Origin of the sequence: Lysinibacillus canaveralius (assembly GCF_047301505.1) — a bacterium.
GTDB lineage: Bacteria > Bacillota > Bacilli > Bacillales_A > Planococcaceae > Lysinibacillus_B.
The window spans coordinates 3,474,379-3,490,896 of sequence record NZ_CP154840.1; the positions used below are offsets into that span (position 1 = coordinate 3,474,379).

General features: G+C 35.4%; 18 protein-coding genes, 1 tRNA gene and 1 riboswitch. Of the genes, 4 read left to right on the top strand and 15 right to left on the bottom strand.

Features of this window, described 5'->3' with window-relative positions:
- Window positions 1-7: 7 nt before the first annotated feature.
- The 5 genes from AA0Y26_RS17600 to AA0Y26_RS17620 form a co-directional block, all read right to left on the bottom strand.
- Window positions 8-472, bottom strand: coding sequence for a tripartite tricarboxylate transporter TctB family protein (locus AA0Y26_RS17600; RefSeq protein WP_413363343.1), 465 nt, complete (start codon window positions 470-472; stop codon window positions 8-10).
- 57 nt (window positions 473-529) lie between these two features.
- Window positions 530-1,558 (bottom strand): Bug family tripartite tricarboxylate transporter substrate binding protein, encoded by a 1,029-nt coding sequence (locus AA0Y26_RS17605; RefSeq protein WP_413363344.1) that lies wholly within the window; start codon window positions 1,556-1,558, stop codon window positions 530-532.
- Between the two features lie 257 nt (window positions 1,559-1,815).
- On the bottom strand, window positions 1,816-2,319 hold the full coding sequence (locus tag AA0Y26_RS17610) for a hypothetical protein (protein ID WP_413363345.1): 504 nt from the start codon (window positions 2,317-2,319) through the stop codon (window positions 1,816-1,818).
- A 5-nt stretch (window positions 2,320-2,324) separates the two neighbouring features.
- The gene (locus AA0Y26_RS17615; protein ID WP_413363346.1) at window positions 2,325-2,591 is read right to left on the bottom strand and encodes a hypothetical protein; all 267 of its coding nucleotides are present in this window, start codon (window positions 2,589-2,591) and stop codon (window positions 2,325-2,327) included.
- 16 nt (window positions 2,592-2,607) lie between these two features.
- Window positions 2,608-2,946 carry a winged helix-turn-helix transcriptional regulator gene (locus AA0Y26_RS17620; RefSeq protein WP_413368285.1) on the bottom strand — a complete coding sequence of 113 codons (339 nt, stop codon included), beginning with the start codon at window positions 2,944-2,946 and terminating at the stop codon, window positions 2,608-2,610.
- Between the two features lie 106 nt (window positions 2,947-3,052).
- Here AA0Y26_RS17620 and AA0Y26_RS17625 point away from each other — a divergent pair, with 106 nt between their 5' ends.
- Window positions 3,053-3,436 carry a RidA family protein gene (locus AA0Y26_RS17625; RefSeq protein WP_413363347.1) on the top strand — a complete coding sequence of 128 codons (384 nt, stop codon included), beginning with the start codon at window positions 3,053-3,055 and terminating at the stop codon, window positions 3,434-3,436.
- 441 nt (window positions 3,437-3,877) lie between these two features.
- On the opposite strand, the gene AA0Y26_RS17630 is transcribed toward AA0Y26_RS17625, so the two are convergent.
- Both AA0Y26_RS17630 and AA0Y26_RS17635 read right to left on the bottom strand, forming a co-directional pair.
- Window positions 3,878-4,282 carry a hypothetical protein gene (locus AA0Y26_RS17630; protein ID WP_413363348.1) on the bottom strand — a complete coding sequence of 135 codons (405 nt, stop codon included), beginning with the start codon at window positions 4,280-4,282 and terminating at the stop codon, window positions 3,878-3,880.
- 400 nt (window positions 4,283-4,682) lie between these two features.
- Window positions 4,683-5,978 carry an NCS2 family permease gene (locus AA0Y26_RS17635; RefSeq protein ID WP_413363349.1) on the bottom strand — a complete coding sequence of 432 codons (1,296 nt, stop codon included), beginning with the start codon at window positions 5,976-5,978 and terminating at the stop codon, window positions 4,683-4,685.
- Window positions 5,979-6,122: 144 nt separating this feature from the next.
- Window positions 6,123-6,223: riboswitch (purine riboswitch) on the bottom strand.
- Between the two features lie 60 nt (window positions 6,224-6,283).
- On the opposite strand from AA0Y26_RS17635, the gene AA0Y26_RS17640 reads away from it, so the two are divergent.
- Entirely contained in the window at window positions 6,284-6,499 is a 216-nt protein-coding gene (locus AA0Y26_RS17640; protein WP_413363350.1) for a hypothetical protein, read from the top strand.
- A 690-nt stretch (window positions 6,500-7,189) separates the two neighbouring features.
- On the opposite strand, the gene AA0Y26_RS17645 is transcribed toward AA0Y26_RS17640, so the two are convergent.
- The 5 genes from AA0Y26_RS17645 to AA0Y26_RS17665 form a co-directional block, all read right to left on the bottom strand.
- Window positions 7,190-7,516, bottom strand: coding sequence for a helix-turn-helix domain-containing protein (locus tag AA0Y26_RS17645; protein ID WP_413363351.1), 327 nt, complete (start codon window positions 7,514-7,516; stop codon window positions 7,190-7,192).
- Window positions 7,517-7,948: 432 nt separating this feature from the next.
- On the bottom strand, window positions 7,949-8,257 hold the full coding sequence (locus tag AA0Y26_RS17650; RefSeq protein WP_413363352.1) for a hypothetical protein: 309 nt from the start codon (window positions 8,255-8,257) through the stop codon (window positions 7,949-7,951).
- A 504-nt stretch (window positions 8,258-8,761) separates the two neighbouring features.
- Window positions 8,762-8,944, bottom strand: coding sequence for a hypothetical protein (locus AA0Y26_RS17655; protein ID WP_413363353.1), 183 nt, complete (start codon window positions 8,942-8,944; stop codon window positions 8,762-8,764).
- A gap of 154 nt (window positions 8,945-9,098) precedes the next feature.
- Complete coding sequence (locus tag AA0Y26_RS17660; protein WP_413363354.1) at window positions 9,099-9,746, bottom strand: FusB/FusC family EF-G-binding protein; 648 nt, start codon at window positions 9,744-9,746, stop codon at window positions 9,099-9,101.
- Window positions 9,747-9,971: 225 nt separating this feature from the next.
- Window positions 9,972-11,402, bottom strand: a complete 1,431-nt coding sequence (locus AA0Y26_RS17665; protein WP_413363355.1) for an MDR family MFS transporter — start codon at window positions 11,400-11,402, stop codon at window positions 9,972-9,974.
- 118 nt (window positions 11,403-11,520) lie between these two features.
- On the opposite strand from AA0Y26_RS17665, the gene AA0Y26_RS17670 reads away from it, so the two are divergent.
- Entirely contained in the window at window positions 11,521-12,372 is an 852-nt protein-coding gene (locus tag AA0Y26_RS17670; RefSeq protein ID WP_413363356.1) for a TetR/AcrR family transcriptional regulator, read from the top strand.
- Window positions 12,373-12,888: 516 nt separating this feature from the next.
- Here the strand turns inward: AA0Y26_RS17670 and AA0Y26_RS17675 are convergent.
- Entirely contained in the window at window positions 12,889-13,677 is a 789-nt protein-coding gene (locus AA0Y26_RS17675) for a tyrosine-protein phosphatase (protein ID WP_413363357.1), read from the bottom strand.
- 173 nt (window positions 13,678-13,850) lie between these two features.
- Here AA0Y26_RS17675 and AA0Y26_RS17680 point away from each other — a divergent pair, with 173 nt between their 5' ends.
- Entirely contained in the window at window positions 13,851-14,456 is a 606-nt protein-coding gene (locus tag AA0Y26_RS17680) for a TetR/AcrR family transcriptional regulator (protein WP_413363358.1), read from the top strand.
- Between the two features lie 515 nt (window positions 14,457-14,971).
- On the opposite strand, the gene AA0Y26_RS17685 is transcribed toward AA0Y26_RS17680, so the two are convergent.
- Complete coding sequence (locus tag AA0Y26_RS17685) at window positions 14,972-15,742, bottom strand: TSUP family transporter (RefSeq protein ID WP_413363359.1); 771 nt, start codon at window positions 15,740-15,742, stop codon at window positions 14,972-14,974.
- Window positions 15,743-16,181: 439 nt separating this feature from the next.
- Window positions 16,182-16,253, bottom strand: a tRNA-Asn gene (locus AA0Y26_RS17690).
- Window positions 16,254-16,518 lie beyond the last annotated feature (265 nt).

A 16,518-nucleotide genomic window follows, 5' to 3' on the forward strand; every position in this document is an offset into this window, starting at 1 on the left:
CTCTCTTTTAAAATGGCAAGCCCGGTAATGAACCGCCCAATACATTGACAAATCCGACATAAATTATGGCCGAGAATGCGCCAGCCACAAGTATCGATGAAATCCACTTACCTTTTTCAAGCGTCTGGAAGCCAATTAAAAGGAAGACAAATGTAGTAATGACATAGCCCAATTTATCAAGTAATAATACATAGCCCAAGGCAGCAACGAAGATGATCAAGAAACGTTTATAATTAGGCGAGCTGATATCCTCATGCTCTTCTGCAATTTTATAAGTTTTTCGGTATTTCACCGTTTCAATAAGAAGCACGATACTTAAGATGATTAAAAGGATGCCTAATCCCATCGGAAATGTTTTCGGACCGATTGAAGAACCGTATGCACTATCGGAGATTTTCCCTGATTCCACCACAATGAGAATACCTAACGCCAAAAATACAATACTCGCTATACGGTCAAAGTTTTTATTCATATCTGTTCCACCTCCAAACGAGAGATGCGAGCAAACCTACTGCTCGCACCAAACAAATTATTTTTGCATATCCAAAGCAGTCAAAATTTCTTTAATCAATACTTCCTGCTCTTCAAGGAATGCTGTGAAGTCATCACCCGAACGGTAATCATTTTCCCATCCGTTACGTTCCAGCTCTGCAGCCCACTCTTCTGATTTTGAAAGCTCATCAAGCTTTTCCAGCCAGTAGTCTTTCGCTGTGTCAGACATTTCTTTCGGACCAAAAATACCGCGCCAAATCGTAAACTCGGTTTCAATTCCTAAATCATAAAGTGTAGGAATATCTTCTAACCCTTCAAGCTTCAGCTTTTCTGGTGATGTTACTGCCAGTACGCGAACATCCCCGCTTTTTAAATACGGCGTGACAGTGGAAATATCCGTACCGATTGCATCTGCATTGTTTCCTAATAATGCAGCCATTGCCTCACCACCGCCATCATAAGAAACATACTTAACCGTTTTCGGGTTAATGCCGTACTCGTATGCCGGCAAAATTGTTACTAAATGATCCATCGAGCCCGGTGCTGAACCACCTGCCAATGTAAGCGCTGATGCATCTGCTTTAATATCATCCAGCAGCTCTGTCAAGCTTTGATACGGAGAGTCTGCCTTTACAACAATCGCCCCAAAGTCTTTTGTTAACTGTGCTAAAGGCGTTGTATCCTTATAGCCGTATGGGCTGTTTCCTTCAGCCTTTAAATTGTTAATAAGGATCGGCGGCGATTTGACCATTAACATATGGTCGTTTTTCACTTCTTTTGTCGCGTAGGTTGCCATGAATACGGCACCACCGCCGCCCGGCTGATTTTCGATTGTAATCGGCTTTTCTATTATTTTTGTTTCGTTCATCACTTTACCAATGGAACGGGCTGTTAAATCCCAGCCTCCCCCAGCCCCTGATGGTGCCACGATGGTGATATTATTTTTTGGATAGTCTCCACCGCTTCCTGAGCCCGAGCCCCCTGTGCCAGAATCACTGCACGCTGCTAATCCCAGACTCAATGTCGCAGCAGAAAATAGTGCTAATAATTTTTTTCGCATAAACATCCCCCTTTTGCTTTCACCTTCACACTATTATGTAAGCGCTGTCTATATTAAAAATCATATTCTGAATATTTCATATATTAGTCAAATACTGTTCTTTATATTTATACTGGCTATTTTGTTCATACTGTTCATGCGGGCATAGAAAAACACCATTTCAACAGGGTGAAATGGTGTTTGAACAACTATTTAGTTGAGGTTTCAAAGCGCTCCATTGCTGGATAAGAAAGTGTTTTTCCATATAATTTCTATCAATTACCCTATTGAATGATGAGTTCTTTCACAGATATATTTAGCCGTTGTGCACAATTTATTATGCGCATTCTATTTATTTGTATATCATTCAAGTCAGAAAACTTCATTTGAAGCAGTACTTCTCCGTTGGAATCCTTTACAGTCTCTACATCTGCATCAAAGCTCTCGATAAGCGCATGGATAAAAGCAGTTATTTTGTCTTTTTTTCTTTTTCCGACATAGCATAAAATCTTCGCCTTATATTTTCTAATTGAAAGCAGGTATTGATTTAATGCCCAAATATAATCTCCTTTTTCCGCATCATAACCACTTGGATCGCTGAAATGCTTCACTTCGCCACAATAGTGGCAAATTGCTGCATAACGCACGTGATAAACACCGATACCCGGCTGCTCGACATTCACGAACACTTCATGAGGAATAAATACATCATGTGAACAAAACCGGCAGATTACAGGTTCATCAAAAATCGTAATACGACTTTTTAGGGGGCGTAAAGATTCATCCATACCGCTCATTCATTGATCACTTCCGTATATTCAATAATAGACACATGTTTTTCCATCGTATGGTCAAAGCAGTTCTTTTCTTGAAACATGCGGATATCCCCACATGTCGTACAGGTAAATGACTGCAACGACAGCTGCTCCTTTGCCTCTTGTCTAAACTTTGCCAAATCCATATAAACTTCACGATGCGTAAACCGGTTATTTTGACAGAACGGACAGATAAGCTGCTTGTCGCGAATTTTGATTTCATAAATTCCTCTTCTTCTAACCATCTATTCACCCCTAAACTTAAATATTGCGGTTTTTTTCTCCCCATTCACATAACTGTTCCAAAACAGGTAATAGACTCTCTGCTTTATGTGTGAGACTGTACTCTACTTTAGGGGGAACTTGAGGATACTCCTTCCGTATAACCATACCATCTGCTTCTAATTCTTTAAGCTGGGAACTCAATGTTTTAAAGGTAATAGCTCCTATTTGTCTTTTCATCTCATTAAAACGAACAGGTTGTTTTTCAGCCAGGAGGTAAAGAATCAGCATTTTCCACTTACCGCCAATCACCGACAATGTATACCCAAAAGGGGTCTCTTGGATATTCCCCTTTTCCTTATAGTCAGCCATACTCATATGGACACTATCCTTTCTGATAGTCACTATCAAAAATGTGCGTACTATTTTTCTCTTTTTATTCATTCTATACTTACTTTACTTTCAAATAAAGGAGAGAAAAGTAATGACAAATGTTAAAACCTACAATCACAATCTTTGGGATCATGGAATTACCCAAGGGTACGGTGTCAATGACACTATCTATATTTCGGGGCAATTTTCCCATAACCAGGAGGGGGTCTTCGTCGGCGTAGATGATATCGAAGCACAGACCCGGCAAACACTTGAAAATCTCGACCGAGTACTGGGGGGATTTGGAGTAACTAAGTCTAACCTCGCTTATGTGGAGCTCTATTTAACAAATCCGCAGGAGCATTTCGAGCAGGTTATAGAACTGTTTAAGGAATATGTAGGAGAACATCGGCCAGCCGGCAGCTGTATCGGTGTGACATACTTGGCCTTCCCTGAGCAGCTGATTGAAGTCAGAGCTGTCGCACACACCGATTAAGCTTTTTCTTTGGAATAAAGCATAATTAAAAATTCCAGCCCCCTATTTAAAAGTACACGCAAAAACTCCATTTTGAAAAAGGCTGTTCAAAATGGAGTTCTCGTTTTCACTAAGTATAAGATTTTAATAAAAGGTTTGATACTTTCCTAATCGTGCTGGTCTACAATCGCTCCTGATTGTTGTGGATTTAAATCACTATTATCATTGCTTTAAGCCTATGCCCTGCTTACTAGTCTGGCATGTTGTAACGCGTGAAAAGTTATACACCAAAAATGCGCCGAATAAACGTCCCTTAAATGGAAACAGAAGCGCCCGATTGTTGAAGATTAAAAATAAACCCAAATTGAGATTTGGGTGTTTTATGATATTAAGAAAGTTCGCATAGATATAGTGCGAAACCACTTTACCTTACTCCATTAGTTAGAGAAAAACTAAAGGTCATTATTCTTGGTTAAAATGCCATAATTTATCTAATGGTATTTCTGATTCTCTGAAACCGTATTTCGTTAACAATATTTGTTCTATCGCTTTTTCAGGGTTTTCATGATAAAACTTTGTAATTACTTCACAATGTGCCAACGCTAAGTGATTTGTAAGCATTCGTGCAAATTCACCCAGTATTTCTCGATGTTCCTCTTTAACAGGTTCATCAGAGAAATATGTAGTAGAAACATAATTTGCACGCTGGTCATCTACATCATAAATTAAATCTGGCATTTCAAAATCATCAAATGTGGCAAGTCGGAATTCATCTGTAATGGCTAAAGTATAATATTGACCTCCAATTTGAACATCCCACACTTCAAAATCTTTTAATCTAATTTTACGTTCAAAGTAATCAATCAAACTTACATATCTCCTTTTATTCGTTTAATTGTTAATAATGATAAACCTTATCATTTTAATGGAAGTATAACATTCCACAACCCTCGTCTGGCCTCTTTTATAAGTGATAATTATTCCACAATATGGCCCTTTACTAAAAAAGCGCTGATTCTTGTTACCGAATCGCGCCCGATTGTGGAAGAATGCATTATCTAATAATCTCACTCGTAGTAGGGTTCGTAAGTTATTGATGAGGTAAAAAAGACATAGGTTAGCAAAACTAACCTATGTCTTTTATGGTTAAAACTCTTTATTTAATTACTAAAGAGAATGAAGGTCATTACGTTCTTTCATGGTGTATGTTCATTTAGGCGTTGCTCTCTACCTACCGGCAACTCTCCTAGTCCTCTAATTCTCTTCCCTACACTATAAAAGCAAAGTATAAAATGAATAACAAACAAAGTACATACATAATTGGATGAACTTCTTTATAACGTTTTTGTGCTGCTAAACAAACTGGATAAAGAACAAAACCTAATCCAATCCCGATGACGACACTAGACGTTAGCGGCATCATAATAATTGTTAAAAATGATGGGATCACAATTTCTAACTTTGTCCAATTGATTTTACGAATCTCCATTGCCATTAATGCGCCTACAATAATTAATGCAGCTGACGTCACTTCCACCGAAATAACGCTAATAACTGGGGAGAAGAACAAAGCAACAACAAAACAAGCGGCAATAACGACAGACGTGAAACCGGTTTTTCCTCCGACAGCAATACCAGCAGAAGATTCAACACTTGTAGCAGGTGTTGATGTACCTAAAACAGCACCAATTACACCAGCAGCAGAATCGGCAAGCAATCCTTTTCCGATATTAGGAATATTATTATCTTTCATCATCCCTGCTTGGCTCGTTAGTCCAATTAATGCACCTGCTGTATCAAAAAAGGCAACGATTAAAAATGTAAAGATGACTGTCAGTATTTCTGGCGTGAAAATTTCATCTAAATGGCCAAACACAACACCAAATGTTGGTTCAATGCTCGGGATACTTCCAACGATCGATGAAGGAACATCGATTAATCCAAACATCATCCCTATAGCCGTTGTAATCACCATGGCGTAGAAAATGCCGCCATTAATGCCGCGTACTAACATAATGATTGTCATAACAAGACCGATAATCGCTAACAGCGTCATTGGTGAAGTTAAATCGCCAATCGAAACAAATGTATCTGGATTGCCGACCACAATGCCACCATTTTTTAATCCGACAAATGTAATGAAGAATCCAATACCAGAAGCGATTGCAAATTTTATATCAAGTGGAATAATATTAATGATCTTCTCTCGGATTTTGAATAAACTCAATAACATAAAAATAATTCCGGCAACAAAAACGCCTGTTAAAGTAACTTGCCAGTCAATGCCCATTCCAATACATACAGAAAAAGTGAAGAATGAATTCAGTCCCATACTAGGTGCGATAGCGATTGGGTAGTTAGCAAGCAGCCCCATCAGTAGTGTTCCAATGATTGCAGTAAGAGCAGTTGCAGTGAATACAGCCCCTTGATCCATCCCCGATTGGCTTAGGATAATTGGATTTACGACTAATATATAGGCTATAGATAAGAAGGTCGTAATTCCTGCGAGTGATTCCTGCTTATAGGAAGTGTTCCGTTCTGCAAATTTAAAAAAGTTTCTCATGTTGTAGTCTCCTATTTGCTAAAGTAAAAAACGAACAGAAATGATTCTGGGATTAATTTTCAGCTAACGTATTTTTCATTGTATAAAAAAAACTTTGACCACAATCCGGCCAAAGTTTTTTCTACAAAATGGAATATAAAAAAACATTCATTTCCCATTCCTTGTAGACAAGCTATTTATGGTAGCTGGTAGAAACTTTCAAGCCGTATTCTTGAATTTATACAAGGTATATTTAATTTTTTTAAAAATTATAGGAGAATAATATCAGGTTAAATTTAAAGCGTCAATAGTATAAATTGGAATAAGTGTTTGCAGTAGTAAAAGCAAAAATATTCGAAAAAGAGCAAAAGTTTCAGAAGATGCTAGCTCCACAAGGAATTACAGTGAAACACCTCGGTACAAAAGCTCGGAAAATCTATATTACTGCCCAAGCATCTGGCTATAATGTGAGTGCTTTAACAACGGTAAGTTATTTAAAACAAAATAATTTCTTAACTAAAAGTGCGTTAGCAAAATGCTAATATTTTGCTAACGCACTTCAGTAAAAAGTATAAAACCTCGTTAAAGATATTACCGCCAATATCCAAGCGCTCTGCTGTTTCTTATCTTTCGGGAGGGGATGTATTCTTACCTTTTCATCCAAGCCTCGCTACCTATAACCGGAACTGTCAAGTCTGGAATAATAACTGCAATATAGATTTTTATGTAGTTGATTTACTCGTGTGGACAATTTACGAATCGTTTGAAAAACATAGGATGAAGTTAGGGTAAGATTATTTTTAATTAATACTCATCCTCAAAAGACAATGACAGAGGGAATCGAAAATACCGGTATAAATTCATATGATAGTTAAGGGCAAATAAAAGGGATTTATTAATAAGCTTTTTATGTCGAAAAAATACCAGCATCATTTGCTGCACAGTAATGATCTACTACATAATATGAAATTACTTCACAACCCGGCCTGATTGCTGAAAAAGGCACAATGGAGTATCAACACTAAACTGGACAAAATAAAATTGTCGAAGCCCTCTGAGGGATGGGAAGAATTGAAAAGGCAATCTTTATTCTTGATTATATAACACACAAGACAGTAAGAAGAAAGATATAGCACGGACTAACTTTATTAAAAGTCAACAGCAGCTGCAGCTTTGAAATAAGAAATCCCTGCATACCAACACAGGGTTTCTAATCAAACTTTTTATAAACGTCACGGCTTTGTTTTAAACTTCGCATCTTTTTCAAAAGGATTCTTCTCTACAAAAGTTAATTCCATGTCTACTGCATCTGCATATTTTACTAAAGTTATAGATGTGGGGATGGAGATAAATGACTCCATTTTGGAAACAACACTTTTCGATAAACGACTTCTCTCTACCACTTCATTTTGTGTAAGGTTTTTTTCTATTCTTTTATTAACTAAAATGAAAGCCAATTTTGTTAACTTTTTTTCTACTTCAGAAATCATATTATCTTCCATTATTTTGTGATATCGTTTAAAGTTCTTTGAAGTTATTTTTACCTGATCATTATACATCCTTACACCTCGCTATCCTTAATACACTGGCTTAAGTGTATAGTTTCCTATTATATCTTTAGTTTAATTCCAGCAGAAGGGGATAAAGTTATAAATGTATTATTTTTCAATTTAAGACAAAAGTAATATTTATTCTAACTAAATCTTTCATTAATAAAGTGACTCAAGTATAAAATGACAATAAAGTTTTTAATTTTAATAGTTCAAACAATATAACCCCGCTCTAAATTTAGAACGGGGTTAAAAATGTATTTGTTTAATTTTTGATGTGACATAACTTCACTGCACTAAAAAATATAATAATCAAGTCGTTTAGAGATCTAAGTTTTCTTCAACAATCGCTCCTGATTGTTATAGATTCAGGTCACTATTATATTATTGCTTTAAGCCTATGCCCTGCTGACATTCATAAAAATAGATGTTCACTGCTTACTAGTCTGGCATGTTATAGCGCGGGAAAAAGTTATAAACTAAAAACGCGCCGAATAGCAGGAACATGGTCGAACCAAAAAATCCGCCCTCTGTATAACCAACGATTCCAAAAATGATACAAATGAGTCCAAACCACGAAGCTAGTGAACCGGCACCATACGAATATAAAGCGCCGATAAACGTCAGTGTCCGCCCCAAAAACTGCCCTGATTTAGGCTCTTTTGCCACATGGATCATACTTAAAACGAGGCTCCATACCAATAATGCCGGGATGCCCCATATAAGAATCAATCCGAATAACTGTACCATGTTCACCCCTCCTCACTCATTGCTTTTCTAACAAACTTTTTACAATCTCTTTTCTTCGATAAACGCCCCTTAAATGGAAAGCAGACGCACTCGTTACTAAAGAAATGCGCCCAATTGTTGAAGGTTCCTCTTGTACTATTTAAGCAAACTACGAAAAATGTTTATTTGCTACTTTACCTGCTCTTCATCAACAATACCGGATCGTTTATCTCTGACTATAATCGTCAACATATAAATGCTGAATAACAAAATGATCGAAACCGTTATAGGCAGCCCGTATGAGGCTTTTACGTTAAATAGTATATTGCTTACGAAATGAAAACAGCTAAGAGTCAGCAAGAATCCTATGTATATACTTTTTTTCTTCGAATCTCCCCTGCCCTCCGCTTTATGATATCCAACATATGTTGTGGAAAGCCAAACGAAAACAGGAAGGTATAGTACTGATAAAATAATAAAAAGTTCCAAAATTTTCACCACCTATCGAAAACCACATTTAAATCGTTAGAATTGGATTTTTTGAAAAAGTGAAATGGTCAATATCACTGTTGATAATGTCCCCGCAGACATTAAGGTAATAATTTTTAGTCCGTTCTTCTCTTTTGGAGTTTTCACAAGTTCTCGAGACACCGCAATCCATATAACAATAGAGAGGATAGCAGCTATCGTCATAACATCTGTAGTCATACTTATGCCTCCCTTCATTTACTTTCCACATAAATTCCAACTAATTTGCCTATCTTACATACGGATTAGAATAATGAAAGTTTCATTCTTAAAGACGCTTCCCCTATAGGTGGCGCCATTTCTTCGCAATTTAAAATATAATAAAGGAGGGTTCTTATTGTGTAATACGTTCGAAAAAAGTGATTGTTTTTTCTAAATCAGTTATATGCCGATTACACTTTTGGCTATCTGCGCAAATGTAATTACTATGACTTGTAAATGTCCCGATCACTCTTCCTTTAATGGAAGTAGTAAATAAGTTAACCTCGGCGTGCCGGTTACAGATGGCACATATTCCTTTGATTGTTTCATTGGAGATAGTACCTTTAATTGCTTGAAACTGGTCATCTTTTTCAATTAAGACATATTTCCGGTGGGCACCTGAATCATTCCAGGTGAAATAACAAGTATGCTGTAAATCTATCTCTTCAACGTTCGGTAACTTTAGTTTTTTTTCCTTTTTAAACAGGCTTTTCAATGTATTTGCCGTAACAGCTTTAAAGGGGATGACATAAGGTTTTAATTGTTCTAGATACGCGTCACCCTGTACACGATCCGTAACATAAAAAAGTTGTTCGATCAGCTCAGCTTCCTCTGCTGGCAGCAGTAATTTTGCTGTGATTTCACTTTCAACAATACCACGTACAGCAAGTATGACGTCTTTGTCTTTTGTTGTCGCAAGTGTTTGCAAAATTTTATTCATTTGTTGTTCAAGTAAATGATAGTTAGCAACCGTTAAAAAAGGTTGGATTAGTTTAGTCATTTAAAATCACTCCTATATATTTTTTCTTATCTTTAAATATGATGTAATTTATCGAAAGACAGATGACGTTTTAATCATCCCAGCCGTTACATCTTTTCACCATAACTTTAAAACACTTATCATAAAAAAACATAGGATAGTATTGTTTTCAAAAAACACTTCACAATGGCTGTTATAATTTTGTGATGAGCATATTTTTAATTAACCGGGAGCCTATACAACAGTTTATTTTATCTCTTGTATACGAATTGTTGGTTTTATAAAAAAGCATAAAAGAAATGCTACAACGATTAGAAGGAAAGCAGACATAAATCCATTATTAAGTCCATTCAACAAAGCAGAGACGCCCTCGTAACCATTTGAATATCCAGCTGCTGTGGCTGACATAATCCCTACCATTATTGTAGAGCCTAATGAAGCAAACACTTGGCGCACAGTATTATTAATTGCTGAACCGTGGCTTATTAGTTCATTGGGTAATGCATTGATCCCGGCTGCAGCTAAAGGCATCATTACTAAACCCATACCTAACATCCTGAATGAGTAAAGACAAACAATCCACCAAGCGGCCGTATCCTTCGTAAGAAATAAGAATGGACATGATGCGATCGTTACAATAAACATACCTATAATCGCTATTTTCTTTACTCCATACTTGTCAAACAGCTTTCCAGCAATTGGTGAAACTATACCTAAAACAAGGGCACCAGGGAGCAATATTAGACCTGATTGAAGTGCCGAAAACCCCTTTATTGATTGTGTATAAATAGGCAAAAGAATTTCTGAACCAATCATTGTCATAAAAATAATAGCAACAATGATTGTAGACAACGTAAAAGTTCTGCTTTTAAATACTTGTAACTGTAGAAAAGGTTGAGCTGATTTTAATTGGCGCAGAGAAAAGAGTATGATGACTGCAATGCCTATTATGCAGGCTATCCACGAAATCTTATTTTGCCACCCTGCATTTCCTGCAACACTTATCCCATACAAAAGTGAACCTAAACCTACACTACTGAGTAATAAAGAGAAAACATCAAGCTTAGGCTTTGTTAATTTAATAATGTTTTTCATACAAAAGAATGCCAGCAACATATTTACCCCCACTAGCGGAAGAAGGATATAAAATAAGTAGTGCCAGTCATAATAATCAACTATCCAGCCAGATACTGTTGGAGCGATTGCGGGAGAAAATGCTATAACAATTCCTACCAATCCCATTGCTTCCCCCCTCCGTTCTGCCGGATAAACCATAAACATAAGGGTCTGCATTAAAGGAATCATTACTCCTGAACCAATAGCTTGAATGATTCGGCCTAAAAACAAGGTAGTAAATGATGCGCTAAGTGCACAGGTAATCGTTCCAATTGCAAAACTGCCCATTGCTATAAAATATAACGTTCTATTAGGGATTGTATGTAACAAAAAGGCAGAAGCAGGAATCATTATGCCGCTGATTAACATAAATGACGTGATCAGCCATTGTGCATCTATAGCATTGATATCTAGATCTCCCATTATCTTTGGTAAAGCAGTCACTAACAAGGTCTGGTTTATAATCGTTAAAAAGGTGGCAGCCATTAAAACGAGGACAAACCCAGATCGTTTAAATTGATTTCCATGTATATCAATTGGTTGTGTTTTATTTGTTTCCATACCGTTTACGCTCCTTTCACAAAAGTAAACCCATGTATATTTTTTTATACTCAAGTTCAAATTCATGATAATATGGTATAATAAAGGTGTCAATAATTTTTTGAGGAGATAAAGGTGTATGAGTAAAAAGGAGCAGATCATTGAGGTTGCTAAACAACTATTTCGCACAAAAGGCTATCACGATACGGCAATTCAAGATATTTTAGACCATGCTAAAATATCAAAAGGGACATTTTACAAATATTTTTCAACGAAATCTCAATTAATTCTTCATATTATTCAAAAAGTAGATGCGAAAGTAGAAGAGCAGCAAAACATGTTGTTATTTGAAGGTCAGCCTAATAATAAGCAATTGTTTTATTCCCAGCTTCGAATAAAACATTCCCTCTATGGAACCGAGAAAATTGCAGAGTTATATAATATTTCTTTAGGAGAAAATGATGAAGAGCTGCAAAAATATATGGTAAATAGCCATTATAAAGAGCTGAACTGGCTGGCCAATCGCTTAATAGAGGTTTACGGTAATGAAATAGCGGAGAGTGCAATGGATTTATCTACTCACTTTATTGGAGGGTTAGGCTATCAATTTAGATATTCCGATCAGATGAAGCTGAATCTTAATAGTACGGATATTTTAAATTATAATATTTTGCGTTTGGAGAAAAACATCGAACTAACAAAAGAAACCAATCAAATTCTCTTCCCATATAGATCACCAAGTTCATATGAGAGTCAAGAAACCGCCGTTAATAATATCCAAAAATTATTAACAACAATTAAAAGCGAATTTTCACAGGAAGCCCAAGAAATAATCCATTTTATTTTGGAGGAAATTCAAAGCTCATATATAAGATGGGGTGTTTGTGAAGGGGCCATGCGACAATTAAAAATACTATCTCCCACTTTTTCAGGAAATGAACAGCTCTTGAATGAAGTATTTACTATTATTCACAAACAAAACAATAAGTAAATTCCATTCAATATGTCAACAAAGCCTTTTATAGAGCTTTGTTGACAATTTTTTGTTTATCCAAAGTAATCAAAACCAATTTTCTATAACATTAGTCAAGTTAATAATAGCTGAAGAATGAAAAAGAAACGGAAGTTCAGAAATTATGTTTCTTTAATAAAATGGATAACATCATTCACATAATCTTATAAGCTATACTTTCCAATATGCTTATCCAATTATTTCGCTCTTCTAAATCAAGGACATAAATGCATCCGTCTCTTCCCTATTCAGGAATGTTTGCGCCGAAAGCTTTTCATCTTGAAATGCCATGATGGACTAGCAATATAAACTTTCCTTCTAACCTTAGTGCCCAAATAACTAAACAATCACCCTTTGTTTAGAAGTAATTCCTATTCACTTCATTTAAAATTTCCCATCCCAAAAGATACATTATGACTTTTTAAGTTCTATTAGTCACAATGAAGATAAATAAAAAAATATTTAAAATAAAGCAGTACATTTTTATAAGATTTGCTATTCAAGGAGCCTATTTTTTAATTTTGATAAATACTCTCGTTTTATACTGCAGCCATCGCATAAATAAGTTTCTATATCGCCGTATTGATTAATGATTTCTTTATAAATATCATCTAAATATTCTCTCCGAACTTCTAGCATTGGTTTTACTCGCTCTGAAGATACTTGGAAAAGGCTCATCCACCTAATCATATTCTCCGCCTTTTTCATCTTAGGTTCAATTAAATGATTGGAATACAAATATTCTTCCATTACTTTATGATATGGAACGCCAACCATCAATTGTATGAGTGCAGAGATGAAGCCGGTTCGATCTTTTCCTCCAGTGCAATGAATTAACGCAGGCAGATGCTCCTGCTCAGAAAGCAATGTAATCACTTCATTAATTTTAGAATTGTTAATAAAGGCCATGTTATAGTACATATCCTTCATAATTGTTTCAAAGTTTATTGAATTTGATTTACTTACTAGAAATTTGAAGAATTCAAAACGTGTGAATTCTTGACTCTTATCTTGAATAGAAATGTTCACCACCTTTATGGTTGGTGCTGATAAAAATTTGCTAGGCTTTGATTTTCTTTCTTGGTCTGTTCTTAAATCACAGATTAACTTTATTTTTAAATGATTAAGCACCTCCATATCTTTTACAGAAAGCCTTGATAGCTCATCAGAGCGAAATAAAACACCCTTTTTCATTACTCTTCCATCATTCGTTATAAATCCCCCTATGTCCCGGAAATTATAAAGCCCATCAAATCCAATTAGATTTTCACTTATAACTTTCATATTGTTCTCCCTACTTTTTTAATTTAAATAATATGACCAAAAAAATTCATATAGTCACAAAAAAGATACAGGTAACATTATTTTCATCTCTTTTTCGACTACATGTGGTATAGTATAAATTATACGTGACTAAAAATCCATAAAAAGTCATATAAAATAAAAGGAGATACCAAATGCCTAAATTTACCGATAACGAAAAGGAGCATATTAAACAAAATCTTTTGACAAAAGGTCGCAATATTTTTATTAAATACGGTCTTGCGAAGACGAGTATTGATGAAATAATTAAAGAGTGTGGGATTGCCAAAGGAACGTTTTATAAATTTTTCGATTCCAAAGAAGAGCTTTATTATGAAATATTAATAAATGAAGTGGAAGTTCGTGAGGGAGTTCTAAATGAACTGTTTCGAAAAAATCTTACATCAAAAGAGTTGTTACATTCATTCTTTCACTTTTCTTTCGATTCCGTTGAAAAAAATCCTTTTCTGCAACAATTTTTTCAAAATGAGGATCATGAACGACTGATACGTAAATTACCAGATCAAATGTCAGAATTTAACCAAATGAATGCAATGAGAGGTATTCAGGCAGTTAACTTGCTAATAGAACAAGGGACATTACCAACAAATGATCCTAGAGTTATTGTAGGAATTATGCAGGCGGTACTGACGCTACGCTTACACAAAAATGAAATAGGCGATGATATCTTTCCAATAGTGAAAGACAAAATTATTGAATTTGTAGTAGAGGGCTTACTAAAGGAAAAAAATTATATGTAGCCAAGTCCAAATTCTTCTTATATCTCTTGAATTCACTATTTAGTGGAACTCCGTATCGTTGATTTAACAGAAAAAATAGCCGCAGGGGGCCTCTTTGATGCTCCCTTTTCATTCTAAGGACTAGTTATTTTGCGTCCGTTTTGAAATAAGTTTACAGCAATAAATAATAATAGAATAGCTTTATTATCACTCAATAGGCTCTTAATGCACAAGAAAAAACGAAATCCCTTCTTTATAAAGATAAGAAATTGCGGTTCCTCTTTTTTTATAAACACCGTCACTTTATTTCAAATCCACAGTCACTCCATAATCCAGCCCTTTCATCGAACAACAACCAGCTTCCTCCTCAAAATCACTTAACTATCCTATGTCGTTTTTGTCAGCCTACCTACATATTTCCACAAACCTCTGCTGTAAATGAGGTTTGCCTAAAGCTAGTTTTTCAAAGGACTGATCATTATCTACACGTGTATTTATTAAAAAAAAGATATCTCACATATCCTCATATATTAAGGTTATTTCATAAAAAAATCATATCCACTTTTTAAAATAAGCAGGGACGTAACAAGGATGAAGATAATTCGCACATATTTAGTTCCACGTCCTAACGCAAATTTTGCTCCAGCAAAGGCGCCGATGATCATCGATATGCCCATAATTATGCCATACGAATAATTAACGGCATCAAGGAACAAAAACATGATCAGTGCAGCGAAATTACTTGTGAAATTAAGCAGTTTGGCATTGCCGGAAGCTTGTATAAAATCAAAACCCATAATGATAAAAGCGAATATAATAAACGACCCTGTACCAGGCCCTAAAAAACCGTCGTAAAAACCAATAACAATTAACACACTGATAAAAAGAATTTTTCTTTTCCTTGTCATTGGACTTCTGTTTTCAACACTTCCCCAATCTTTTTTCATTATAGTGTAAATCAAAACAACTACCAGCATGAGGAAAATAAGAGGTTTAAGTAAATCAGGTGAAATATAATTCACCGTAACTGCCCCAAGCATTGAACCAATGAAGACAAGCGGAACAATAGGTCTTAATAATTTGTAATCAATTTTTCCAGCCCGTAAAAATGTCAGCATACTCGTTAAGTTTCCTAGTGTAGCGGCAAGTTTATTTGTGGCAATGGCCGTCGCTGGCGGTAGTCCAACAAATAATAATACTGGTAACGTAATCAACCCACCACCGCCAACAATGGAATTTATAAAGGCCCCTAAAAAACCAAAAAGAAACAAAATAGTAACGATTAAAATATCTATATCTCCAAACATAAAAACACCCCTTTTAGTTACTACTTGGATAGTAACTAAAAATATTCGAATTGTAAATAGACCTATTCGATACTATAATCACTAATCATTGATTCAGAAGGGATAGCAGTAAAGAATTGAATACAGTTAAAATGCGATCAACTCTTATGTAACAGCAAATGAAAAAACTCCATTTTGAAAAAAATTAATCAAAATAGAGTTTTTTGTTTTAGTTAAGTATGCGACTTTTATAAAAAAGTTTGTTCATTTCCTAAAATTGTGAGTGCTGCTTCACAACCGCGCCCGATTGTTCAAAAATGTTATTTCATTGGCCTTGTGAATTCCAGCACTGGCCTTTCATAAATTTGGAACCATTTCATAATGAAAAAAGAACGCTTATCCTATTCAGGAATAGCGTTCTTCTGCTTGAGATTTGAAAATTCAAATCGATTAGTTAATACTCCGAAGGTAGGACTCGAACCTACGACCAATCGGTTAACAGCCGATTGCTCTACCACTGAGCTACTTCGGAAAGGTTTTATGGCTTTATTTCCTACTTGCTTATAATGGCCGATTATCAATCGATTTATACTCTTGTTGCAACATTCATTTTTCGTTGATTTTTTGTAAGACCTTGTATTTTCGGCTATGTCTCCCAGAAAAGAAGCCAGGAAGCACTTCAGAATTTATTATTGATTCACCGATTAGTAAGATGATCTTTAACTTATCAAAGGTGATAAAAACCCAGAATAATGCACTTTATAAAAAGTGAAATTATTCTGAGTTTAGACAATCTT